Origin of the sequence: Cobetia sp. 3AK (assembly GCF_029846335.1) — a bacterium.
In the GTDB taxonomy this organism is placed as follows: Bacteria; Pseudomonadota; Gammaproteobacteria; order Pseudomonadales; family Halomonadaceae; genus Cobetia; species Cobetia marina.
Genome location: NZ_JARWKR010000001.1, coordinates 530531 through 553817 on the forward strand (window position 1 = coordinate 530531; position 23287 = coordinate 553817).

Here is a 23287-nt window from a genome sequence, read left to right on the forward strand (position 1 = left end):
TACTCTACGACTCTCCCCCTTTTCTGATCCCTGACAGGAGCGCAAGCATGGCCAACAGCAACGCAAGCTTCCCGACCCAGACCCTGTACATCAATGGTCGTCGCGTCGACGCGACCTCTGGCGAAACCTTCGAGACCGTCAACCCGGCCACCGGCGACGTCATCGCCCAAGTACAGCAGGCCAGCGGCGCGGACGTGGATGCCGCCGTCGAAAGCGCCCTGCAGGGCCAGAAGGTGTGGGCCGCGATGAGCGGCATGGAGCGTTCGCGCATCCTGCGTCGCGCCGTCGACCTGCTGCGCGAGCGCAATGACGAGCTGGCACTACTCGAGACATTGGACACCGGCAAGCCGCTGTCCGAGACGGAAGTGGTCGACATCGTCACCGGTGCCGATGCACTGGAATACTATGCAGGCCTCGCGCCGGCCATCGAAGGCACCCAGGTGCCGCTGCGCCAGGAAGCCTTCGTCTACACCCGCAAGGAACCGCTGGGTGTCATCGGTGCCATCGGTGCCTGGAACTACCCGATCCAGATCGCCTGCTGGAAGTCTGCCCCGGCACTCGCCGCCGGCAACGCCATGGTCTTCAAGCCCAGCGAAGTCACGCCGCTGAGCGCACTGAAGCTTGCCGAGATCTTCACCGAAGCCGGCCTGCCGGACGGCGTGTTCAACGTCGTGCAGGGCGATGCCCGCGTCGGCGTGATGCTCACCGAGCACCCGGATATCGCCAAGATCTCCTTCACCGGCGAAGCCGGCACCGGCAAGAAGGTCATGTCCGCGTCCGCCTCTTCCAGCCTCAAGGAAGTCACCATGGAGCTGGGCGGCAAGTCCCCGCTGCTGGTGTTCGCGGATTCCGACCTCGACCGTGCTGCCGACGGCGCCATGATGGCCAACTTCTACAGCTCCGGTCAGGTGTGCACCAACGGCACCCGCGTCTTCGTCGAAGCCAGCGTCAAGGAGGCCTTCGAGGCCAAGATCGTCGAGCGCGTCGCACGCATCAAGGCCGGTGATCCGCAGGATCACGCCACCACCTTCGGTCCGCTGGTCAGCTTCGAGCACCTGGAAAAGGTCGTCTCCTACCTGGAGATCGCCAAGCAGGACGGCGCACGTCTGCTGGTTGGCGGCGAGCGCATGAGCGAAGGCGACTTCGCCAAGGGCGCCTGGGTCGCGCCGACCGTCTACACCGACTGCAGCGATGACATGCGCATCGTGCAGGAAGAGATCTTCGGTCCGGTGATGTCCATCCTGTCCTTCGACAGCGAAGAGGAAGTCATCCGCCGCGCCAACGACACCACCTATGGCCTGGCGGCTGGCCTGTTCACCGAGAACCTGAACCGCGCGCACCGCGTGATCCACCAGCTCGAAGCCGGTATCTGCTGGGTCAACACCTGGGGCGAGTCCCCGTCCGAGATGCCGGTCGGCGGCTACAAGCAGTCAGGCATCGGTCGCGAGAATGGTGTCGAGACGCTGTCCCACTACACTCAGACCAAGTCCGTGCTGATCGAGATGGGGCCGTTCGAGTCCGCCTTCTGAGCCACCAGAGGCCATGAGGCCTGAATCGACGACAGCAGCATCGTCTGGCGCAGGATGCGGGATCAGGACACTTGATCCACTGATCCGCTGCAGTGAGTTGATGCACGGAAGATAGCGCCAGATGCCCCACCCGCCGGCATGACGACCCCTCGTCGTGCCGGCCAGCACGCCACGCCACTCATGACTTCGGCGCTGGCAGTGCACGAATCCCGACGAGTCGCTGACAGTGATGGCATACCACTTGCCATGCGCTGCCCCGACGGCTCCTCACAGACACATCACCGTATCCATCCGCCCGGCAGTGGCCACCCCTCGTCGTCGACGGGGCGTCCTGCGCCCGCATGTGGCATCTGATACGAAAGGAGATTTCATGAGCCAATTCGAGCGTGAATACGACTACGTCATCATCGGTGCCGGCAGCGCCGGCAACGTGCTGGCCACTCGCCTCAGCGAAGACGCTGACGTCAGTGTCCTGCTGCTGGAAGCGGGCGGCCGTGACCACCGTTTCGATTTCCGTACCCAGATGCCTGCCGCACTGGCGTATCCCCTGCAGGGCCAGCGCTACAACTGGGACTTCAAGACCGACCCCGAGCCGCACATGAACAATCGCCGCATGGAATGTGGCCGCGGCAAGGGGCTGGGAGGCTCCTCGTTGATCAATGGCATGTGCTACATCCGTGGCAATGCGCTGGATTACGACAACTGGGCCAAGGATCCCATCCTGGCTGACTGGAACTATCGTGAGTGCCTGCCCTACTTCCGCAAGTGCGAGACGCGCGATATCGGCCCGAACGACTACCACGGCGGCGATGGGCCGGTCTCGGTCACGACTCCCAAGGAAGGCAACAACGAGCTCTATCACGCCTTCATCGCGGCAGGCATCGAGGCGGGCTATCCGGCCACCGAAGACGTCAACGGCTATCAGCAGGAAGGCTTCGGCCCGATGGATCGCTTCGTGACCAAGGAAGGCCGTCGCGCCTCCACCGCCCGCGGCTATCTGGATACCGCCAAGAAGCGCGCCAACGTGACCATCGAGACGCGTGCCACCACCGATGTCATCCTGTTCGAGGGCAAGACAGCGGTCGGCGTGAAATATGAGCGCAAGGGGCAGGACCACCGCGTACGTGCACGCAAGGAAGTGCTGCTGTGTGCTGGCGCCATCGCCTCGCCGCAGATCCTTCAGCGCTCCGGCGTCGGCAATCGTGAGCACCTCGAGCCGCTGGGCGTGAAGATGGTGCACCACCTGCCGGGTGTGGGGGAGAACCTGCAGGATCACCTCGAGCTCTACATCCAGTACGAGTGCACCAAGCCGATCTCGCTCTACCCGTCCCTCAAGTGGTACAACCAGCCGCCCATCGGCCTGGAGTGGATGCTCAAGGGGACCGGTGTGGGTGCCAGCAACCAGTTCGAGGCTGCCGGCTTCATTCGCAGCGATGCCAACGAGGCCTGGCCGAACCTGCAGTATCACTTCCTGCCGATCGCGATCAGCTACAACGGCAAGAGTGCGGTGCAGGGCCACGGCTTCCAGGCACATGTCGGTTCCATGCGCTCCCAGAGCAAGGGCCGTGTCCGACTGACCTCACTGGACCCCAAGGCCGCGCCCTCGATCTTCTTCAACTACATGGCCGAGGAGCGTGACTGGGAAGAGTTCCGCGCCGCCATTCGCCTGACTCGCGAGATCATCGCTCAGCCGGCACTGGACGATTACCGTGGCCGCGAACTGGCGCCGGGCGCTGATGTCCAGACGGACGAGCAGCTCGACGAATACGTACGCAATCATGCCGAGACGGCCTACCACCCGTGCGGCAGCTGTCGCATGGGCAGTGACGAGACCTCCGTGGTCGATGGCGCCGGTCGCGTGCATGGTCTCGACAACCTGCGCGTCGTGGACGCCTCGCTGTTCCCGGTCATCCCCACCGGCAACCTGAACGCACCGACGATCATGCTGGCGGAGAAGATGGCCGACAAGATTCGGGGCCGTGCTCCGCTGCCGCCGTCCGACGCCGACTACTTCGTGGTCGAGCCGGGCACACCGGCCAAGCAGCCCGCCAAGCGCCAGATCGATTCCGCGCCGATCAACGGCTGATCCTGCGCGATCAACGTAAGCCTCCGTTATGCTGACGGCAGGCATGGAAGCACCATCGATCGTTCGAGGCCCCGCACTGCGGGGCCTTTTTTATGTCTGGCATGTCTCGATTCCAGACCATCACTTCCGTCGTGGCAGCCCACCTCCTCGTTTCTCCCCCGCCCGCATCGCTTCATCCCGCCCGCACCGCCTCATCCCGTCTCATGGCATCAGCAGCTCCGATGACGTCCCGACCTGGGCCAGTGCCTCTCCCTGTATCCAAGGCCCCTTTCGCTGCCCATACGCCTTGCACAGCCACCATTGCTTTCCCCGCGACGCCTCTTCCATCGCTTCACCTTTCATACCTTCGACCTTGGGTGGACTGGCGGAGTGAGTCGAGTTGGGATAGGCTGACAATAATTCAAACAACTGTTCTAAACGCATGGCTGCTATGCTGAAGAGGAAGGCCATTCGCTAGAGCTCCCGCAACGCAACCTGGAGATCCTGCCATGACGCAGCTCATCCTCATCCTCGTCGCCCTTGCCGGTCTGCTGACCGTCATGGCACGTGAATCCGGTGCACTGGCCGCCATCGGCGTGCTGGCGGTCACCGGCCTCATCGGCCTGGGCATCGACGCCCCGGTGCTTGGCGTCCTGCTGTTGATCAGCGCGGCACTGGTCGCCGTCTGCGGCCTGCCGGCACTGCGCACCAAGTGGCTCAGCCCGCGGCTGTTCGCGATGTTCAAGAAGGTGTCGCCCAAGGTCTCGGCGACCGAGAAGGTAGCCCTGGAAGCCGGTACCGTGTTCTGGGACGCCGAATTGTTCTCCGGCAAGCCGCAATGGGACACCCTGACCGCACAGCGCAATGAGGGCATCTCCAGCGAGGAGCAGGCCTTCATCGATACGCAGTGCTCCATCGCCTGTGGCATGACCAACAGCTGGGAAATCGCTCGCGAGCGTGCAGATCTTCCCGAGGAACTGTGGGAATTTCTCAAGCGCGAGAAGTTTTTCGGCATGATCATTCCCAAGCAGTACGGCGGCCTCGGCTTCTCGGCCAAGGCGCAGTCACTGGTACTGCAGAAGCTGGCGGTCAACGAGACGCTGATGGTCACCGTCGGCGTGCCCAACTCCCTCGGCCCGGGTGAGCTACTACTCAAGTACGGCAGCGAGGAACAGAAGGATTATTACCTGCCGCGCCTGGCGGATGGCCGCGAGATCCCCTGCTTCGGCCTGACCGGCCCGCGTGCCGGCAGTGACGCGACCTCCATTCCGGACACCGGTATCGTGTGTCGCGACATGCATGACGGCGAGGAAGTCGTCGGTATCCGCCTCAACTTCGAGAAGCGCTGGATCACCCTGGCGCCGGTCGCCACCGTGGTCGGCCTGGCCTTCCGCATGTTCGACCCCGAGCACCTGCTGGGGGACGTGGAAGACATCGGCATCACCTGCGCCCTGATTCCGCGTGATACTGACGGCATGGACATCGGCCGTCGCCATCACCCGATCGGCGCGCCGTTCATGAATGGTCCGATCTTCGGCAAGGACGTCTTCATTCCGCTCAGCTACCTGATCGGTGGCGAGCAGATGGCCGGCCAGGGCTGGAAGATGCTGGTCGAGTGTCTGTCGGTGGGCCGCTGCATCACCCTGCCGTCCGGCTCCGCGGGCATCTCTCGCTACGCATTGGGCTGGAGCGCCGGTTTCGCGCGCATTCGCCGCCAGTTCAACCTGCCGGTGGCCGAGATGGAAGGCGTGCAGGAGCCGCTGGCTCGCATGGCCGCGATGAACTACATCAGCCAGGCCGCCGTACTGCATACCGCCAACATGATCGACAACGGCCACAAGCCGGCCGTGCCCTCCGCCATCCTCAAGAGTCAGCTGACCGAGATGGCCCGCACGCTGCTGACCGATGGCATGGATATCCACGGCGGACGCGGCGTGACGCTCGGCCCGCGCAACTACATCGGCGTGGCATATGCCGGCACCCCGGTCTCGATCACGGTGGAAGGCGCCAACATCATGACCCGCAACCTGATGATCTTCGGTCAGGGGGCCATCCGCTGCCATCCGTACGTGCTGGAAGAGCTGGCCGCCAAGGATGCCGATGACCTGAACGCCTTCGACAAGGCCTTCTTCCGCCATGCAGGCCTCATCTTCGGCAACGCGGCCCGCGCCTTCAGCCAGAGCTTCGGCATCGGCGGCAAGACCACCGGCTTCGACGCCGTCGCCACGCCTTATGCCAACCACATCAACCGCTTCAGCGCCGCCTTCTCGCTGTCCGCCGATGCGGCCATGGCCAGCCTCGGCTCCAGCCTCAAGGCACGCGAGATGCTGTCGGCTCGTCTGGGTGACGTGCTCTCCAACCTCTACCTGGCGTCCCTGACGCTCAAGCAGTGGCACGAATCGGACGCCTGTGAGCACGAGGAAGCGCTGTTCCACTACAGCATGCAATGGTTGCTGCATCGCACCGAGAAGGCACTCGACGAACTGCTCGCCAACCTGCCCAACCGTGCCCTGGCCACGACATTGCGCGTCGTCACGCTGCCGCGTGGTCGTCAGTTCGCCATGCCCAGGGACAGCCTGACCCGCGAGATCGCACGTGCCGTCTCCACCGACAGTGCACTGCGTACCAAGCTGACCGACAACACCTGGGACGCTCAGGACGAAGGCCAGAAGGACAATGCTCTCGCCCGCTACAACGCGCTGCTCAAGGATTACCCGCGTGCGGAGCCGATCTACAAGACGCTGGCCAAGGCCTACCACAAGGGCGAGATCCCGGCCGACGCACTGTCACCGGAAGCGCGCATCGAAGCGGCGGTCGAGGCCGGTATCCTGTCCGCTGAGGATGGCGACTTCATGCGCGTCTTCGAAGCCGAGGTACTCGACATGCTGACCGTCGACCACTTCGATTTCGATGCCTTCGTGCGCAAGCCGATGGCGAGTGACGGCACAGCCTCCAACCCACAGCAGGACGCCGCCTGATCACCGGCCGACGCCCGCGTGAGCGATGCAAGACCTGATCGCTGATCGCAGAACCAAAAAGGCCCCGCTCAGTGAGCGGGGCCTTTTTATTGGCAGGAGGCGCCATGCTTCGCGTCATCTCGATCTCAGATATGACGCGCGAAGTGCTCGAGATCACGCACGAAGGCATTCTTGTAGGTCTCGAAGTCCTTCGGGCGCGCCTTGAAGGTGCGCTTGATACGCTCGCGATCCAGACGCAGCGGCTCGTCCAGCGCCGCGAGAGTGCCGACACGCGCCGCCGGATTCATGCCGACCAGCTCACGCGGGCGATCGCCTTCGGCCTCGGCCTCCAGCCAGTCGTTGATCCCGGCGCGACGCAGCACGCTGACCAGCGAGCCGTCGGTGAGACGCACCTGCAGACGACCGTGATCCGCCAGCTGTGACACCAGCGCGATGCCGTGGTCATGGCCACGATGGACCGGCGGCGTCGCCCACAGGGCAAGATTCAGCCCGCGCGCATTCTCGTCGAGCACCAACAGGGCGGCGGAGTGGATGCGCTCGGCATCGTCCACCAGCGCGAACAGGCGAGCGGTCTCGTTCTCGAACCAGACACCTCGGACACCGGCATAGCTCACCAGCGCATCCAGTCCCCCCTCGCGGCCATGCACTTCGGCACACAGCATCGCCAGACACGCATCGCGCCGAGCACCGGCACTCACTTCCACCACTTTCATCGCATTCTCCGCCACAGGCATTTTCAGCGCGCAAGACTAGCACACTCGCCGGATGATCGCCTGATCCACCGCGCCCCGTGCAGGGCCGACGGTGGTTACCCGCACATGAACATCCAACCGTCATAAAGTTGTAAGGAAAGCCTTCTAGAGTCGTCTACGCTTTTCGGACGATCATCATAAGAACAAAAAGATGTTCGCTTGATCGTTCGCCATCGATCGACAGCAGTCAGCCTGCGCGACTCCCACAAGGCTGACCAGGGACCCTCTCAGGAGCTCGACCATGCGCCGCCCTACCCATCACGCAATGCTCAACACCCGTGGCACCCGTCATCTTGCCAGCCTCGCGCTGGCAGTCGGTTTCGCGACCGCTTCCGCCAGTGCCCTGGCCGCCACCGAAGTCGAGTGGTGGCACGCCATGGGGGGCGGACTTGGCAAGAAGGTCGACGAGATCGCGGCCGACTTCAATGCAAGTCAGGATGAATTCGTCGTCAAGCCGGTCTTCAAGGGCAACTACTCCGAGACCATGACGTCCGCCATTGCCGCCTTCCGGGCCGGCAAGGGCCCGGACATCGTGCAGATCTTCGAGGTCGGCACCGCCACCATGATGAGCGCCAAGGGTGCCATCATGCCGGTCCATCAGCTGATGGCGGACTATGCACCGTCAGAAGGCGCGAGTTTCGATCCGAAGGCCTACCTGTCTTCCGTCACCGGCTACTACACCGACACCGAAGGCAAGATGCTGTCGATGCCGTTCAACTCCTCCACCCCGGTCACCTATTACAACAAGGACATGCTGGCCAAGGCCGGTGTCGAATCCGTGCCGGCCACCTGGCAGGAGCTGGGTGATGCCCTCAAGAAGGTCGTTGATTCCGGCGCGGGCAGCTGTGGCCTGACGACCACCTGGCCGTCCTGGGTGATGCTGGAGAACTTCTCGGCACGCAATGACGTACCCTTCGCCAGCCAGGCCAATGGCTTCGCCGGCACCGATACCCGCCTTGAATTCAACAAGACCGCCGTGGTCGACCACATCCAGCGCCTCGATGACTGGCAGGCCGACAAGCGCTTCGTGTTCGGCGGTCGCTTTGATGACGCGGCGCCGAAGTTCTACTCCGGTGAGTGCGCGATGATGATGGGCTCCTCCGCCAGCTATGCCGGCGTCAAGGAAAGCGCCAAGGGCTTCGAGTTCGGCGTGGCACCGCTGCCCTACGACAGCGACGCGATCGAGACGCCGCAGAACTCCATCATCGGCGGCGCGTCACTGTGGGTGCTGTCCGGCCACAGCGATGAGGAATACCAGGGCGTCGCCAAGTTCTTCCAGTACCTCTCCAGGCCCGAAGTCCAGGCCGACTGGCACCAGTTCACCGGTTACCTGCCGATCACCACCGCCGCGGCGGAGCTGACACGTGAGCAGGGCTTCTACGCCGAGAATCCGGGCACTGACGTCGCCATCACCCAGATGACCTCCGTGACCCCGACCGAGAACTCCAAGGGCCTGCGTCTGGGCAACATGGTGCAGATACGTGACGTGATCAACGAAGAGCTCGAGAAGATCTTCGCTGGCAAGGAAAGCGTGCAGGACGGTCTCGATCAGGCTGTCGAGCGCGGCAACAAGCTGCTGGAGAAGTTCGAGCGCGCCAACGGCTGAACACCGCCACACCATGGTGGGCCGTCTGGGCGGCCCACCATGCCTGGATGCCAGAGAGCGGAAAGCGCACCCGATACCGGTGCCCTTTCCCTTCTCTCCCGGCTTGATGGCGCATGGTCGGCCGAATCCGCGCCGACCATGCGCACACGACTGACGTGATCAGTCCCTCTTCCTTGCGAGACCTCTGCTGCATGGCCCATTTCAATCGACATCCCTTCACGCCGTGGATCCTGCTGGCCCCCCAGCTGATCATCGTCGGCGTGTTCTTCTTCTGGCCGGCCCTGCAGGCCATCGAACAGGCTTTCTATATCGAGGATGCCTTCGGGCTTTCACGTGAATTTGCCGGACTTGCCAACTTCCTCGCGGTCCTCGGCGAAGCGGAATATCTGGAAACCCTGTGGACGACGGTCTACTTCTCGTTTGCCGTCGCCTTCGGCGCCATGGCACTCGCCCTTGGGCTGGCCGTGCTGGCAGACCGCGTGCTGCGTGGCGCCAGCACCTACAAGACCTTCCTTATCTGGCCCTATGCCGTCGCACCTGCCGTGGCCGGCGTCCTGTGGCTGTTCCTGTTCGACCCGACGCTGGGCATTCTGCCGGAACTGCTGTCCGCCATCGGCATCGACTGGAATCACAACCTCAACGGCAACCAGGCCATGCTGCTGGTGGTACTGGCCTCGATCTGGAAACAGATGAGCTACAACTTCGTGTTCTTCCTCGCAGGTCTCCAGGCGATCCCCAAGAGCCTGCTGGAAGCGGCCGCCATGGATCGCGCCGGCCCCTGGCGACGTTTCTGGACCATCACCTTCCCGCTGCTCTCCCCGACCAGTTTCTTTCTGCTGGTGATGAACGTGGTCTACGCCTTCTTCGAGACCTTCGGCACCATCGATGCCACCACCTCGGGTGGTCCGGGCGGCTCGACGCGCACCCTGGTCTACAAGGTGTATGAAGACGGTTTCGTCGGTCAGGATCTGGGGTCGAGTGCCGCCCAGTCGGTGTTGTTGATGGTCATCGTCGGCGTGCTGACGCTGATCCAGTTCAAGTATGTCGAGAAGAAGGTGCAGTACTGATGCGCTACAACCGTCCCGGGCTTGATATCGCAAGCCATGCGCTCTTGATCGTCGGCTGCGCGCTGTTCTTCCTGCCGGTGTGGATCGCCTTCAGCGCCAGCACCCACGAGATGGGCGACCTCTACTCCAACGTCGCCCCCGTCTGGATAGGCGAGGCAGGATTCGACAACTACCGCCACCTGCTGGAAGACCCCGTCAGCAGTCTCGGCGCCGACGTGATGACCCTGCTGTTCAATTCGATGCTGATGGCACTGGGCATCGCCATCGGCAAGATCATCATCTCGGTACTGGCGGCCTATGCGATCGTGTTCTTCGAGTTCCGCTTCCGCAAGCTGTGCTTCTGGCTGATCTTCATCACCCTGATGTTGCCGGTGGAGGTGCGCATCCTGCCGACCTTCAAGGTGGTGGCCGACCTCAACATGCTGGACAGCTATGCAGGCCTGATCCTGCCGCTGATCGCCAGCGCCACCGCGACCTTCCTGCTGCGCCAGTTCTATCTGACCATCCCGGCCGAACTGGTCGAGGCGGCACGCATCGATGGTGCCGGGCCGTGGCGCTTCCTCAAGGACATTCTGCTGCCGCTGTCGAAGACCAACATCGCGGCACTGTTCGTGATCATGTTCATCTACGGCTGGAATCAGTACCTGTGGCCGCTGCTGATCACCACGGATGCCGACTACCTGACCATCGTCGTCAGCCTCAAGCGCATGCTGACCACCGGCGACGGCCTGGTGCCGTGGCAGGACGTCACCGCCACCACGCTGCTGGCCATGGGGCCGCCGGTGCTGGTGATCCTGTTCATGCAGCGCTACTTCATCAAGGGGCTGGTGGACAGTGAGAAGTGACCTCCTCTCGCCCCGGCACCTCGTGATTCGCGCCCCTTTTACCTGACGCCTTGCGCCCGGCCACCTGATTCCGTTCCGCCGTGATGGGCCGCTCTCACGCCTGTCACGGCACCGCTTTGGATATTCATCTCATGGCAACACTGACACTCAAGCAGCTCAAGAAGCAGTACCCCAATGGCTACCAGGCCCTGCACGGCATCGACCTGGAGTTCGGTGAGGGCGAGCTGATCGTCATCGTCGGCCCTTCCGGATGCGGCAAATCCACCCTGCTGCGCACCCTGGCGGGGCTCGAGGATATCTCCGAAGGCGATCTGGAGATCAACGGCAAGCGCGTCAATGACCTGGAGCCCGCCGAGCGCGATATCGCGATGGTGTTCCAGAACTATGCGCTCTACCCGCACATGAGCGTGTTCGACAACATGGCCTACGGCCTCAGGAACCGTCGCACGCCCAAGGACGAGATCCAGCATCGCGTCAGCGAGGCCGCCGAACTGCTGGGCCTGACCGAGCTGCTCGATCGTCGTCCCAAGCAGCTCTCCGGCGGCCAGCGTCAGCGCGTCGCCATGGGGCGCGCCATCGTGCGCAAGCCGCAGGTCTTCCTGTTCGATGAGCCGCTCTCGAATCTCGATGCCAAGCTGCGCGTGCAGATGCGCCTCGAGATCCGCCGTCTGCAGAAACGCCTCAAGGTCACCTCCGTCTATGTCACCCATGACCAGACCGAGGCCATGACCCTGGCAGACCGCCTGGTGGTGATGAATGGCGGCCACGTCGAACAGTTCGGCACGCCGATGGCGCTCTATGACCGACCCGCCAGCCAGTTCGTCGCCGGCTTCATCGGCTCGCCTGCCATGAACTTCCTGAGCGCCACCCGTACGGAGGCAGGCCTCTCGCTGCCCTGCGGCGCGCGCCTGGCATTGCGACCGGCGGCCAGGGAACACGAGGCGACTCCCATGGACGCCGCACTGACGCTGGGCATCCGCCCGGAACATCTCGAGGTTCTGCAGCCGGACAGCCCGCTGCCACCGGGTGCCGCGGAGCTTGTGGCCCGCATCGAGCTGGTCGAGCCACTGGGCGCGGACACCCTGGCGTACTGCCGACTGGACGGCCAGGCGGAGCCGCTGGTGGTGAGACTGGACGGCGAGCACGCCGTCGCCGAAGAGCAATGCCTGCGCCTGGCCATTCCGCCCGCACGCGCGCATCTGTTCGGTGCGGATGGCAAGCGCCTGGCAACTCACGAGTGATGGAGCACCTGGCCTGCGCACGAGTCGCCACAACGAAACCTGCAGCAGGGCCTGGAGCGGAACCTGTCGCGAAAGGCACATGCACACAAAAGTGATTGCCCCCGTAGCGTCATCATCGGATGGTAACAAGGACACGCCGGGTGCTCGTCCTGACGCGTCGAGCCTGACACCATCCACCAACGAGGTTCATCGATGTCATCATCTTTCTCCCACGGCACATCGCTTGCATTGCCAATGGCCATCGCTCACCGCGGGTTGTCCGCCTATGCGCCGGAAAACACGCTCAGCGCCATTCGCGCCGCCCACGAGGCCGGCCACCAATGGGTGGAGCTGGATGTCCAGCTGCTCAAGGATGGCACTCCTGTCATCTGGCACGATGCCAGCGTCAATCGTTGCTCCGATGGGCGTGGGCGGCTGAGAAACCTGGATCTGGCAGCGGCCCGGGCGCTGGATGTAGGCAGCTGGTTCAGTGCCCGCTTTGCCGGGGAACGCATGGCGACACTCGAGGAAGCCCTGGCATTGATCGCCTCGCTGGGCATGGGGCTCAATCTCGAGCTCAAGCTGAGTCCGGGGCACGACACTCGAGCACTGGTCGAGAAAGTCGTGCCCATGGCGGTCGGGGCGCTGCCCGTCGGGCGGCTGATTCTCTCGTCATTCGACCCGCAAGCCCTGCGCATGAGCCGGGAACGGGACGGCAAGGTGCTGATCGGGCTGCTCTACGACGCCATTCCTGACGACTGGGAGGCATTGGCCGAGGACGTGAAGGCAGTCACCGTACATGCGGACTGGCGTGCACTGACACGTGTCGCGGCAAGTCGCGTCACGGCCACCCAGCGCAAGCTGCTCTGCTATACGCCCAACGATGCCGCGGCCTTCTCCCCTCGCTGGGCCTGGGGGGTCAGTGCCGTCATCAGCGATGACCCCGGTATCTTCTCCGAGCAGGACCTTGCGCAGTCTCCCTGTACCGAACGCACCTTGTCGTGAGATCGCCATGAGCCAGTCACTGGAGACATTGAGCCCGCGCCAGCTACGCATTCTCGAGCGCCTGGCGCGGGACGGCCAGTTGAGCGTCGAGCCGCTGGCCGTGGACTTCGAGGTCACACCGCAGACCATACGCCGCGATCTCGGCGTGCTGTGTGATCTCGGACTGGCGCGACGGCGTCATGGCGGCATCGAACGTCCGCTGGGTGGACACAATCTGGGCCACACCCAGCGCAGCATGCTGGCAAGACCGGCCAAGCAGGCCATGGCGGCCCAGGTCGTCGCCGAGATACCCGATGGCGCCTCGCTGGCACTGGGAATCGGCACCAGCGTGGTGGCTGTCGCCGAGGCACTGATCGCCCGGCGCGGCCTGCGCGTGATCACCAACAACCTGCAGGTGGCACAAGCGCTTTCCAGCCACCCGGATGTCAGCGTGCAGCTTGCCGAGGGCCAGCTTCGCCCTCGGGATCTCGATGTGGTCGGCAGCGCCACCGTGGCCTTCTTCACCCGGCATCAGGTGGACATCGCCGTGCTGGGATGTGGCGGGCTGGATGCCGAGGGGCTGCTGGATTTCGACCCTGAAGAGGCCGCCGTCAGTCGCGCCCTGCTCAGGCATGCCAGACGCCGCATCCTGGTCACCGATGCCAGCAAGTGGGGGCGTGCCGCCATGTGCCGGATCGGCCCGCTCACCGATATCGATCTGCTGATCACCGACAGCCCCCCACACGCCAGCGAGCACCAGATGGCGTTGACCGAGGCGGAGGCTCACTCACTGCAGGTGATGTACCGCCAATGAATCACTCAGCCCCCGCCCCTGTGGCCCACCGCTCACGAGGATGATCGGAATCACCATGCAAGCCTTCGCTCACTGCCCAGCCACCACCCTGTCCGGCATTCGCTACCTGCTGACCGACATCGATGACACCCTCACCCGGGAAGGGCGACTCGATGCCTCGACATTGGCGGCACTCGAGCGCCTGGAGGCAGCCGGCATCAAGGTCATTCCGGTCACGGGCGGCTGTGCCGGCTGGTGCGATCATATCGCCAGGGCCTGGCCAGTGGCCGCCGTGATCGGGGAGAACGGCGCCTTCGCCTTTCAGCGCCAGGGGCAGCGGATACTCACGACCTGGTGGGAGGACGAAGCACGTCTGCGCGCGCGTCAACGCCATGTGATGACGGTGGCGCGCCAGCTGCTGCTCAATCACCCCCAGGCCGCACTGGCCCAGGACCAGCCCTTCCGCTACGCGGATGTCGCGGTGGACCACTGTCAGGCCGTCAGCCCGCTGTCGCAGGCACAGATCCACGCCATCATCGCCGGCTTCACGGCCGCCGGCATTCAGGCGCGTGCCAGCTCCATCCATATCAATGCCTGGCAGGGTGACTTCGACAAGGCACGCATGGCCGTGCGTGTCCTGACCGAGACCTTCGGACTGGACCGCATGCAACTGGAACAGGAGGTGATGTACGTCGGCGATGCCCCCAATGACGCGCCGATGTTCGCTACCTTCCGGCATACCGTGGGCGTCGCCAATATCCTCAAGCATCGTGCAGCGCTGGGCTGGGAGCCCGCCTGGCTGACCCGCCACGGTCATGGCGCCGGGGTCGAGGAAATCGCCGATGCCCTGCTCGGGTCACATGCGGCCATCGACAGCGGACACTGAGACTGCCGAGCGGCTGCACTTGTCGTACTGAGCCTGCCAGACCGAGCCCTTCGAGCTGAGCCCGTCGAACTGTGCCCGTCGGACTGAGCTCACCAAGCTTGACCTGACGACATGAAAAAGCCCGCCTCGGCATTCCGAGACGGGCTCTTATTATCTTAAAGATAACAATGTTACCAAAGTACAGACTGTCTACTGTGGGAAGAACAGCCCACGCAAGCCTTCACCCGGGTCTTCGAAGCGCATGAAGGCCTCGCCCACCAGGAAGCCGTGGACACCACGGTCACGCATCTTCGCCACATCCTCACGGGTGTGGATACCTGATTCGGTCACGACGCGCACTCCCGATGGCATGTCGGTCAACAGGTCCAGCGTCGTCTCCAGTGAGGTCTCGAAGCTACGCAGATCACGGTTGTTGATTCCGACCAGCTCGATCCCCAGCGCCAGCGCACGCTTGAGCTCCTCGCCATCATGCACCTCGACCAGCACATCCATGCCCAGCTCTCGCGCCTGATCATGCAGAGCACTCAGGCGTGCATCATCCAGTGCCGCGACGATCAGCAGAATGCAGTCGGCACCGATGGCACGCGCCTCGAGCACCTGATAGGGATGAATGATGAAGTCCTTGCGGATCACCGGGATCGAGACGGCGTCGCGCGCCTCGATCATGAAGTCCTCATGCCCCTGGAAGAAGTCGGCATCGGTCAGCACCGACAGGCAGGCAGCGCCGGCCTGCTCATATGCCACGGCGATCTCGGCCGGCGCGAAGTCTTCACGAATCACGCCCTTGGAGGGAGAGGCCTTCTTCACCTCGGCGATGATGGCCGGCTCACCGCGATCGATACGAGATGTCAGCGCCTTGATGAAACCACGCGGCGCACTCTGCTTCTCGATCAGCGTCTGAAGATCCGCCTCGCCCACCGCCGCACTGCGCTCGGCGATCTCTTCTTCCTTGCGCGCCAGAATTCTGGCCAGGATGGTCGGCAGCGCCTTGTCAGTCGTCTGTTGCTCGGTACTCATCAGCGGGTCGCTCCTTCATCATTGACCTGGGCGTAGACACGGGTGAAATCGGCAAGCTCCTTCATCTTCTCGAAGGGCAGCTTGCTGGCCTGCACGTCCTCGGCAATATTGACGCCTTCCTTGAGACTGTCCGCGATACCGGCCACGTACAGGGCCGCACCGGCATTGAGCGCCACGATATCGCTGGCCGGCCCCTCGTCTCCGCGCAGCGCCTGCTGCACCAGCTTCAAGCTGTCGGCAGACGTCGCGACTGCCAGCGAATCCAGCGACTGGCGCGCGATACCAAAGTCTTCCGGCGCGATGCGGTATTCGCGGATCTCGCCATCCTTGAGCTCATTGACCAGGGTCGGCGCCGCCAGCGAGATCTCGTCCAGACCGTCATCGCTGTGCACCACCAGCACATGCTCGGCCCCGAGACGCTTGAGCACTTCGGCCATCAGCGGCACCAGCGCGGGGTCATACACGCCAAGCACCTGACGGGTAGCGCCAGCCGGATTGGTCAGCGGACCCAGGATGTTGAACATGGTGCGCACCCCCATCTCGCGACGCGGACCGATCACGTGCTTCATGGCAGCATGATGATTGGGCGCGAACATGAAGCCGACCCCGATATCATCGATGCAGCGCGCGACCTGTTCGGCATTCAGCGCCAGATGGATGCCGGCCGATTCGAGCAGATCCGCACTGCCGGACGACGAGGAGACACTGCGGTTGCCATGCTTGGCCACATGCCCACCGGCGGCGGCCACCACGAAGCTGGCCGCAGTGGAGACATTGAACAGATTGGCCCCATCTCCGCCGGTACCCACGATGTCCACCGCATCGGTGGCGCGCACCGTGACTCGCGTCATCAATTCACGCATCACCTGCGCGGCAGCGGCCAGCTCATCGACCGTCTCGCCTTTCATCGACAGGGCCATCAACAGTGCCCCTATCTGCGCCTGGGTTGCCTCGCCGGTCATGATGGCCGTCATGACCGCATGAGTGTCGTCGTAGCTCAGGTGCTGGCGGCGCATCACGGCGCCAATCGCCTCACGCATCTGCATGTTGTGTCTCCGCAGACGCCAGCCTCGGCGGCTGACGCATGAAAATGAAATATGACTCTTGCGATCTGCATCCGCTCAAGCGGCTTTCTCGACCTCGCCGCGACGCAGGAAGTTAGCCAGAAGCTCATGACCTTGCAATGTGAGGATCGACTCGGGGTGGAACTGCACACCCTCGACATCCAGCTCGCGGTGGCGCAGCCCCATGATCAGCTGCGGGGTGACATCGTCGTCACCCGTCCAGCTGGTGACGACCAGACACTCAGGCAGGCTGTCGCGCTCGACGACCAGCGAGTGATAACGCGTGACTTCCAGCGGCTCGGCCAACGCGGCGAAGACGCCACTGTTGTCGTGATGGACGGCGGAGGTCTTGCCATGCATCACCTGAGGGGCACGCACCACCTTGCCACCGTAGACCTGACCGATGGCCTGATGGCCGAGACAGACCCCCAGGATCGGCAGCTTGCCGGCAAAGTGACGGATGACGTCCAGGGTAATCCCGGCCTCATTGGGCGTGCACGGCCCCGGCCCCAGCACCAGATGCGTGGCACCGAGCGCCTCGATCTGCTCGAGCGTGATGGCGTCATTGCGCACGGTCAGCACTTCGGCCCCAAGCTCGCTCAGATACTGGACGATGTTGTAGGTGAAGCTGTCAAAGTTGTCGATCATCAGCACGCGTGGCGCGCTGGCGTCCTGCGAAGTGAATGCCTGCATGGTCAGTGTCCATTCTCGGGAGCGGATCCGTGCCGTGATTCACCGGCCTGCCCGCCCTCCTTTGGTGTCGTTCCCGCCGTCCAGCAACAAAAATGCCGCCCTGGTCGGCGGCATTCTTCTGGTCGTACGTCCTCGAACTTCAGACATGCGAAAGCCGCCCCGTTGTCAGGAGCGCCACCACTGCTGGCTGAGGTCGTGCGGGTTACGTAGCGTCATGGGTCAATAGTGCGTTGAGCCGTTGGGAGTGTCAATCACATGCGACATTGCAGGGAGCGGCCCCGCAAGGCCGCCGGGCCACTCCCTGTCGTGCATGGCGCGGCATTCAGTCCAGATTGTCCAGGCCACGCTCCGCCATCGCCACGGCACGGAACAGCGCACGCCCCTTGTTGAGGGTCTCGTCCCACTCGGACTGCGGGACGGAATCCGCGACTACCCCGGCACCGGCCTGGACGTGAAGCACCTGATCCTTGAGCACGGCGGTACGGATCGCGATCGCGGTATCCATGTTGCCGTGCCAGGAGAGATAGCCCACCGCACCCGAGTAGATGCCACGCTTGACCGGCTCCAGCTCGTCGATGATCTCCATGGCGCGAATCTTCGGCGCGCCGGACAGCGTGCCCGCCGGGAAGGTGGCACGCAGCACGTCCATCGGCCCCAGCCCTTCCTTCAGCTTGCCGGTGACGTTGGAGACGATGTGCATGACGTGGGAGTAGCGTTCCACCACCATCTGGTCCGTCACCTTGACGCTACCGGTCTGACTGATGCGCCCGGCATCGTTGCGGCCCAGGTCGATCAGCATCAGGTGCTCGGCGATTTCCTTGGGGTCCGATAGCAGATCCTTCTCGAGCGCCAGATCCTCCTCTTCGGTGGCACCGCGTACGCGCGTCCCGGCAATGGGACGCACCGCGACTTCACCATCCTCGAGACGCGAGAGAATCTCGGGCGACGAGCCGATGACGTGATGGTCATCCAGATTGAAGAAGAACATGTACGGCGAGGGATTCAGACTACGCAGCGCACGATAGAGATCCAACGGCGCGGCACGGTAGGGAATCGACATGCGCTGGGACGGCACGCACTGCATGACATCACCGGCCAGCACGTATTCCTTGATCTTCTCGACCGCGCCCTTGAAGCCTTCCTCGGTGAAGCCGGAAGTGAAATCGGTCTCCTGGACCGGATCACCTCCGGTACCGGGACTGACGGTATTCAGCGTGGCGCTGCGCAGCTGGATCTCGAGGCGCTCGAGACGCTCGCAGGCTGCCTCGAAGGCATTGGGTGTCTCGGGGTCGGCATGGGTCAGCAACGTCAGGCGGCCAGAGAGATTGTCGAAGATCACCAGCTCGTCGGCCACCATCAACAGGATATCCGGCACGCCCAGCGGGTCCGGCTTCTCGACGCCCCGCAGGCGCGGTTCGATGTAGCGCACGGTGTCATAGCCGAAGTAGCCGACCAGCCCGCCATTGAAGCGCGGTGCGCCCTCGATGACCGGCACCCGGAAGCGCGTCTGGAACTGCTCGATCCACTCGAGCGGATCTTCCACCTCGGTCATGCCGGTCTGCTCGCCATTGACCAGATGCGCCACGACCTGACCACGCACCTCGATGCGCTCACGGCACGGCAAGCCGATGATCGAATAGCGCCCCCACTTCTCGCCGCCCTGCACGGACTCCAGCAGGAAGGTCCACGGCATGTCAGCCAGCTTGAGATAGGTGGACAGCGGTGTGTCGAGGTCCGCCAGCACGTCACGAGTAACGGGAATGCGGTTGTAGCCTGCCTCGGCCAGTTCAGCGAAGTGTTGTGGGGTCATCATGACCTGCAGTTCCTTCCACGGAGGGGGCGTTGCCGGTACGCGACCGGCTTGTCTGGCGTCAGTCTATCATCGCGTGCCGGTGGCGGCAGCGCTGTCTGGCAGGCTCAGCCTGCGACGACCAGCTCGGCAAGGGACTCGACGATGTGATCCGGATGACTGCGCGCGATCGGCTCACCGTGGTTGTAGCCGTAGGGCACCGCCAGCGTCCGGAAACCGGCGGCGCGACCTGCCGCGATATCGTGACGTGAATCCCCGACCATCAACGCCTCCCGCGGCGCGACCCCCAGGCGCTCGGCCGCGAACAGCAACGGCGCGGGGTCCGGCTTGCGCGTCGGCAGACTGTCGCCGCCCAACGCCAGCGCGAAGTGTTCCGCCAGCGAGAAATGCGAGAGCAGCGGTTCGATGAAGGTTTCCGGCTTGTTGGTGATCAGCACCACGACCACACCGGCCTGATGCAACCCCTCCAGACAGTCACGCGCACCAGGATATAGCCGTGTACGCGAGCTGGGGTCCGCGGCGTAATGCGCCAGGAAGCACTGATGCGCGCGCTCGACCCGCGTCAGATCATCCGTCGCCAGACCATGCGCCTCAAGCGCTCGCTCCACCAGCACCCGCGCGCCATTGCCGACGAAGTCGCGCACGCGGTCTTCCCCGAGTGCCGACAAGCCTTCATCGACCAGCATCCTGTCGATCGCGTTGGCAAGATCCGGCACCGAGTCGATCAAGGTGCCATCCAGATCGAAGGCCACCATCTTGATGCCCCGCAATGCCGGATGCGCCAGCCCGTGATCGAGGCTCTGTACCTGCTCGGGTCGGGGCCCGAGAGCGTCCCCGCCACGCGCGGTATCGCAGGGCGTGGAAGTGGAATGAGACGCGGTCTGGACAGACGCCTCGTCGGAAGTCTGCATTACCGTCTTTTCGCTCACCTGGCCTCCTGAGATCACTCGCTGAATCCGGCTGTCACGGGACGAGAATCGTCCGCCATTCATCCACGCAACGCATGGTTTCATCTGTTTTGTTGGAAAAATCCGTAAAAAAATTACATTCCTTCACCCTGCCACTATTAGCACGCCAGCGGTCACGTTACCATAGCGCCATTCAGTCGACCGTCCCTCCGGGTGTGGCGCCAGTGACAACGAAAAAACGCGCAACCCGACGCTCCGGCGACAGCCAGTTTCTGCTTGTCCTTTTCGATCTTGTCACTCTCAGGAGCTCTCCATGGCTATTCCCCGCATCGTGGTTGTCGGCGGTGGCGCCGGCGGTCTGGAACTTGTCACCAAGCTTGGCCACAAGCTGGGTCGCAAGAAGAAAGCCGAAATCATCCTCATCGATCGCAATTCCACGCATATCTGGAAGCCTCTGCTGCACGAAGTGGCCACCGGCGTGCTGGATTCCGGTCTTGATGAGGTGTCCTACCAGGGCCATTCCAAGGCCCACGGCTACAAGTTCCAACGCGGGACTCTCGAAAGCCTGGAGCGCGAAGAGAAGCAGCTGACACTGGCGGCCATCCACGATGCCAACGGCACCGTACTGCTGCCCTCGCGCACCCTGAGCTATGACTATCTGGTGCTGTCGCTGGGCAGCGTGTCCAACGACTTCGGTACCCAGGGCGTCGCCGAGCACTGTCACTTCCTGGACAGCCCGCAGCAGGCCGAGAAGTTCCGTCGCGACATGCTCGACACCTTCCTGCGCTTCAGCGCCAATGGCGACAAGTGTGAGCGCCAGCAGCTCAACGTCGCCATCATCGGCGCCGGCGCGACCGGGGTCGAACTGTCCGCCGAGCTGTTCGATGCCTCAAAGATGCTGCACAGCTATGGCTTCTCCTCGCTGGAGGATCGTCAGGTCAAGGTGCATCTGATCGAGGCCGCTCCCCGCATCCTGCCGGCCCTGCCGGAGCGCATCGGCAAGCCGGTCGCCAAGGAGCTGACCCGACTCGGTGTGGACATCCACACTGACACCCGCGTGACCTGCGCCGACGAACGCGGCATCACCACGGCCGATGGCACCCTGATCGAGGCGGATCTGAGCGTATGGGCCGCCGGTATCCGAGCGCCGTCCTTCCTGTCGGAGCTGGGCCTGTCCACCGAGCGCAACCACCAGGTCAAGGTCCACCAGACCATGCAGAGCATCGACGATGACGCCATCTTCGCGCTCGGCGATTGCGCCAGCTGCCCGCAGCCGGATGACAAGCGCGTGCCGCCACGCGCCCAGGCCGCTCACCAGCAGGCCAGTCTGATGGTCAAGAATCTGCGTGCGGCAATGGACAACAAGCCGCTGAAGGAATTCGTGTTCAAGGATCACGGCTCGCTGATCTCGCTGGCGCATTTCGATGCCGTCGGCTCGCTGATGCGCGGCGCCTCCGCGCGCTCGTTGTTCATCGAAGGCCGCCTGGCCAAGTTCTTCTACGCCTCGCTGTATCGCATGCACCAGATGGCGATCCACGGCGTGATCAAGACCGGCATGACCGTCATCGTGGATGGCCTGAATCGCTACCTGCGTCCGAAGATGAAGCTGCACTGATCACCCGCTCAGAACGAAAAACGCCCCCGACGGTCTCCGTCGGGGGCGTTTTCATTCAGGCACTTGTGCGTTCAGGCACTTACCCGAGCAGGCTCTCCAGCGTCAGTTCGCCGGCAATCAGGCGCCGCTTGGCGGAGACACTCAGCTGCTTGACGCGGTACTCGAGCTTGAGTGCCCGCGAGCGATCCCCGACCGCCTGTTGATAACACAACGTCAAGGGCCCCTTGCCACGCAGGGCACGCGCGCCCCGCTTGCCGCCGGCATGCTCGCTCAGGCGACGCGTCACATCGGTACTGATGCCGGTATAGAGGCGCCCCTGGGCCGTCTCGAGGACATACAGCCACCACTCGGATGGCGTCTCGCCCGTCTGCGCCGCCGCGTCCGCGATACACGGTTCTCCCGGCACAGTCGCTTCCGGCACAGTCGCTTCCGGCATGGCCGGATCAGCCACGCACGCTGGCAAGCTCGGCACGCAGTTTCGCCAGTACGCTGTCATAGCGGTTGGCATCGCTGTCGCTGCGCGCATTGAAGATGGCGGAACCCGCGACGAAGGTGTCAGCACCGGCACGCGCGATCTCGGCGATGTTGTCGACCTTCACGCCACCATCGATCTCGAGACGGATGTTGTAGCCGGAGGCATCGATGCGCCGGCGCGCTTCACGCAGCTTGTCCAGCGTTCCGGGGATGAAGGACTGCCCGCCGAAGCCCGGATTGACGCTCATCAGAAGGATCATGTCGACCTTGTCCATCACGTAATCGAGATAGGACAGCGGCGTGGCCGGATTGAAGACCAGGCCGGACTTGCAGCCCGCGTCACGGATCAGTTGCAGCGAGCGATCGACGTGATCGGAGGCTTCCGGATGGAAGGTGATGAAGCTGGCGCCTGCCTCGGCGAAGTCGCCGATCATGCGATCCACCGGGGTGACCATCAGGTGCGCATCGATCTCTGCCGTGATGCCATAGTCACGCAGCGCCTTGCACACCATCGGACCGATGGTGAGGTTGGGCACGTAATGATTGTCCATCACGTCGAAGTGCACGATATCCGCACCGGACGCCAGCACATCCTCGACTTCCTGCCCCAGGCGGGCGAAGTCGGCAGACAGGATCGACGGGGCAATCTTGAAATCATTCGGCAGTAGATCAGACATGTCATCAGGCGCCATCAGCAAGTGGAAGGGGCATTTTACGTCACCCTCTCACAAAAGACAGGCACTGTGTGAAGCGTCAGGCTGTCCCGGCACCAGCGCTTGCGTTCCCCTCTGCGCGACGGACGCCGTCGTCATCGAGGTTGAAATTGGTGCATTAGCATCTGATAGTAAAACGGTTCGTCTGGGTAGCCACTCCCGATGCGACTCACGACAGCACGTGGCGCGCGCGTCACCGACGCCATGCAGCGACTCCAATAACGATAAAGGGACTACCACTCATGTTCGACACCCCTTGTGCAGCACG

20 protein-coding genes are annotated in these 23287 nt (G+C 63.5%); 11 read left to right on the forward strand and 9 right to left on the reverse strand.

Annotation, left to right across the window (positions count from 1 at the left end; genetic code table 11):
* Positions 1-47 precede the first annotated feature (47 nt).
* Both betB and betA read left to right on the forward strand, forming a co-directional pair.
* Entirely contained in the window at positions 48-1529 is a 1482-nt protein-coding gene (gene betB / locus QD228_RS02320; protein ID WP_279874293.1) for a betaine-aldehyde dehydrogenase, read from the forward strand.
* A 370-nt stretch (positions 1530-1899) separates the two neighbouring features.
* On the forward strand, positions 1900-3615 hold the full coding sequence (gene betA / locus QD228_RS02325) for a choline dehydrogenase (protein WP_136938359.1): 1716 nt from the start codon (positions 1900-1902) through the stop codon (positions 3613-3615).
* Between the two features lie 201 nt (positions 3616-3816).
* On the opposite strand, the gene QD228_RS02330 is transcribed toward betA, so the two are convergent.
* Positions 3817-4065: a hypothetical protein gene (locus QD228_RS02330; protein ID WP_279874294.1), complete on the reverse strand. Its 249-nt coding sequence runs from the start codon at positions 4063-4065 to the stop codon at positions 3817-3819.
* Between the two features lie 38 nt (positions 4066-4103).
* On the opposite strand from QD228_RS02330, the gene QD228_RS02335 reads away from it, so the two are divergent.
* Entirely contained in the window at positions 4104-6572 is a 2469-nt protein-coding gene (locus tag QD228_RS02335) for an acyl-CoA dehydrogenase (RefSeq protein WP_279874295.1), read from the forward strand.
* 125 nt (positions 6573-6697) lie between these two features.
* Here QD228_RS02335 and QD228_RS02340 read toward each other — a convergent pair whose 3' ends face one another.
* The gene (locus QD228_RS02340; RefSeq protein ID WP_077371445.1) at positions 6698-7285 is read right to left on the reverse strand and encodes a hypothetical protein; all 588 of its coding nucleotides are present in this window, start codon (positions 7283-7285) and stop codon (positions 6698-6700) included.
* 304 nt (positions 7286-7589) lie between these two features.
* On the opposite strand from QD228_RS02340, the gene ugpB reads away from it, so the two are divergent.
* The 7 genes from ugpB to QD228_RS02375 all read left to right on the forward strand — a co-directional run bounded on the left by ugpB (position 7590) and on the right by QD228_RS02375 (position 14725).
* A complete protein-coding gene (gene ugpB / locus QD228_RS02345; RefSeq protein ID WP_077371442.1) occupies positions 7590-8930 on the forward strand; it encodes a sn-glycerol-3-phosphate ABC transporter substrate-binding protein UgpB in 1341 nt (446 codons plus the stop codon).
* Between the two features lie 191 nt (positions 8931-9121).
* A complete protein-coding gene (ugpA, locus tag QD228_RS02350) occupies positions 9122-9997 on the forward strand; it encodes a sn-glycerol-3-phosphate ABC transporter permease UgpA (RefSeq protein ID WP_077371440.1) in 876 nt (291 codons plus the stop codon).
* Positions 9997-10842 carry a sn-glycerol-3-phosphate ABC transporter permease UgpE gene (gene ugpE, locus QD228_RS02355; protein WP_084209256.1) on the forward strand — a complete coding sequence of 282 codons (846 nt, stop codon included), beginning with the start codon at positions 9997-9999 and terminating at the stop codon, positions 10840-10842. The genes ugpA and ugpE overlap by 1 nt, the downstream gene beginning before the upstream one ends.
* 131 nt (positions 10843-10973) lie before the next feature.
* Positions 10974-12083: a sn-glycerol-3-phosphate import ATP-binding protein UgpC gene (locus tag QD228_RS02360; protein WP_084209798.1), complete on the forward strand. Its 1110-nt coding sequence runs from the start codon at positions 10974-10976 to the stop codon at positions 12081-12083.
* A 192-nt stretch (positions 12084-12275) separates the two neighbouring features.
* On the forward strand, positions 12276-13067 hold the full coding sequence (locus QD228_RS02365; protein ID WP_279874296.1) for a glycerophosphoryl diester phosphodiesterase: 792 nt from the start codon (positions 12276-12278) through the stop codon (positions 13065-13067).
* 7 nt (positions 13068-13074) lie between these two features.
* Complete coding sequence (locus QD228_RS02370) at positions 13075-13860, forward strand: DeoR/GlpR family DNA-binding transcription regulator (RefSeq protein ID WP_167593051.1); 786 nt, start codon at positions 13075-13077, stop codon at positions 13858-13860.
* Between the two features lie 55 nt (positions 13861-13915).
* On the forward strand, positions 13916-14725 hold the full coding sequence (locus QD228_RS02375; protein WP_084209799.1) for an HAD-IIB family hydrolase: 810 nt from the start codon (positions 13916-13918) through the stop codon (positions 14723-14725).
* Positions 14726-14914: 189 nt separating this feature from the next.
* Here QD228_RS02375 and trpC read toward each other — a convergent pair whose 3' ends face one another.
* The 5 genes from trpC to QD228_RS02400 form a co-directional block, all read right to left on the reverse strand.
* The gene (gene trpC / locus QD228_RS02380; RefSeq protein ID WP_191236610.1) at positions 14915-15742 is read right to left on the reverse strand and encodes an indole-3-glycerol phosphate synthase TrpC; all 828 of its coding nucleotides are present in this window, start codon (positions 15740-15742) and stop codon (positions 14915-14917) included.
* Complete coding sequence (trpD, locus tag QD228_RS02385) at positions 15742-16788, reverse strand: anthranilate phosphoribosyltransferase (protein ID WP_084209260.1); 1047 nt, start codon at positions 16786-16788, stop codon at positions 15742-15744. Before trpD ends, trpC begins: the two co-directional genes overlap by 1 nt.
* A 75-nt stretch (positions 16789-16863) precedes the next feature.
* The gene (locus tag QD228_RS02390; RefSeq protein WP_077371419.1) at positions 16864-17499 is read right to left on the reverse strand and encodes an aminodeoxychorismate/anthranilate synthase component II; all 636 of its coding nucleotides are present in this window, start codon (positions 17497-17499) and stop codon (positions 16864-16866) included.
* A gap of 322 nt (positions 17500-17821) precedes the next feature.
* On the reverse strand, positions 17822-19309 hold the full coding sequence (gene trpE, locus QD228_RS02395; RefSeq protein WP_077373081.1) for an anthranilate synthase component I: 1488 nt from the start codon (positions 19307-19309) through the stop codon (positions 17822-17824).
* Positions 19310-19416: 107 nt separating this feature from the next.
* A complete protein-coding gene (locus QD228_RS02400) occupies positions 19417-20064 on the reverse strand; it encodes a phosphoglycolate phosphatase (RefSeq protein WP_077373077.1) in 648 nt (215 codons plus the stop codon).
* 466 nt (positions 20065-20530) lie between these two features.
* Between QD228_RS02400 and QD228_RS02405 the strand changes: the two genes are divergently transcribed.
* Complete coding sequence (locus QD228_RS02405; RefSeq protein ID WP_077371416.1) at positions 20531-21832, forward strand: NAD(P)/FAD-dependent oxidoreductase; 1302 nt, start codon at positions 20531-20533, stop codon at positions 21830-21832.
* A gap of 79 nt (positions 21833-21911) precedes the next feature.
* On the opposite strand, the gene QD228_RS02410 is transcribed toward QD228_RS02405, so the two are convergent.
* Entirely contained in the window at positions 21912-22268 is a 357-nt protein-coding gene (locus QD228_RS02410) for a GIY-YIG nuclease family protein (RefSeq protein ID WP_191236609.1), read from the reverse strand.
* A gap of 7 nt (positions 22269-22275) precedes the next feature.
* Complete coding sequence (gene rpe, locus QD228_RS02415) at positions 22276-22983, reverse strand: ribulose-phosphate 3-epimerase (protein ID WP_077373074.1); 708 nt, start codon at positions 22981-22983, stop codon at positions 22276-22278.
* Between the last annotated feature and the right edge of the window lie 304 nt (positions 22984-23287).

Bases quoted from the DNA above. Each gene is read 5' to 3' on its own strand.
- betB (WP_279874293.1), top strand. From the start codon at position 48: ATGGCCAACAGCAACGCAAGCTTCCCGACCCAGACCCTGTACATCAAT.
- betA (WP_136938359.1), top strand. From the start codon at position 1,900: ATGAGCCAATTCGAGCGTGAATACGACTACGTCATCATCGGTGCCGGC.
- QD228_RS02330 (WP_279874294.1), bottom strand. From the start codon at position 4,065: ATGGCCTTCCTCTTCAGCATAGCAGCCATGCGTTTAGAACAGTTGTTT.
- QD228_RS02335 (WP_279874295.1), top strand. From the start codon at position 4,104: ATGACGCAGCTCATCCTCATCCTCGTCGCCCTTGCCGGTCTGCTGACC.
- QD228_RS02340 (WP_077371445.1), bottom strand. From the start codon at position 7,285: ATGAAAGTGGTGGAAGTGAGTGCCGGTGCTCGGCGCGATGCGTGTCTG.
- ugpB (WP_077371442.1), top strand. From the start codon at position 7,590: ATGCTCAACACCCGTGGCACCCGTCATCTTGCCAGCCTCGCGCTGGCA.
- ugpA (WP_077371440.1), top strand. From the start codon at position 9,122: ATGGCCCATTTCAATCGACATCCCTTCACGCCGTGGATCCTGCTGGCC.
- ugpE (WP_084209256.1), top strand. From the start codon at position 9,997: ATGCGCTACAACCGTCCCGGGCTTGATATCGCAAGCCATGCGCTCTTG.
- QD228_RS02360 (WP_084209798.1), top strand. From the start codon at position 10,974: ATGGCAACACTGACACTCAAGCAGCTCAAGAAGCAGTACCCCAATGGC.
- QD228_RS02365 (WP_279874296.1), top strand. From the start codon at position 12,276: ATGTCATCATCTTTCTCCCACGGCACATCGCTTGCATTGCCAATGGCC.
- QD228_RS02370 (WP_167593051.1), top strand. From the start codon at position 13,075: ATGAGCCAGTCACTGGAGACATTGAGCCCGCGCCAGCTACGCATTCTC.
- QD228_RS02375 (WP_084209799.1), top strand. From the start codon at position 13,916: ATGCAAGCCTTCGCTCACTGCCCAGCCACCACCCTGTCCGGCATTCGC.
- trpC (WP_191236610.1), bottom strand. From the start codon at position 15,742: ATGAGTACCGAGCAACAGACGACTGACAAGGCGCTGCCGACCATCCTG.
- trpD (WP_084209260.1), bottom strand. From the start codon at position 16,788: ATGCAGATGCGTGAGGCGATTGGCGCCGTGATGCGCCGCCAGCACCTG.
- QD228_RS02390 (WP_077371419.1), bottom strand. From the start codon at position 17,499: ATGCAGGCATTCACTTCGCAGGACGCCAGCGCGCCACGCGTGCTGATG.
- trpE (WP_077373081.1), bottom strand. From the start codon at position 19,309: ATGACCCCACAACACTTCGCTGAACTGGCCGAGGCAGGCTACAACCGC.
- QD228_RS02400 (WP_077373077.1), bottom strand. From the start codon at position 20,064: ATGGTGGCCTTCGATCTGGATGGCACCTTGATCGACTCGGTGCCGGAT.
- QD228_RS02405 (WP_077371416.1), top strand. From the start codon at position 20,531: ATGGCTATTCCCCGCATCGTGGTTGTCGGCGGTGGCGCCGGCGGTCTG.
- QD228_RS02410 (WP_191236609.1), bottom strand. From the start codon at position 22,268: ATGCCGGAAGCGACTGTGCCGGAAGCGACTGTGCCGGGAGAACCGTGT.
- rpe (WP_077373074.1), bottom strand. From the start codon at position 22,983: ATGTCTGATCTACTGCCGAATGATTTCAAGATTGCCCCGTCGATCCTG.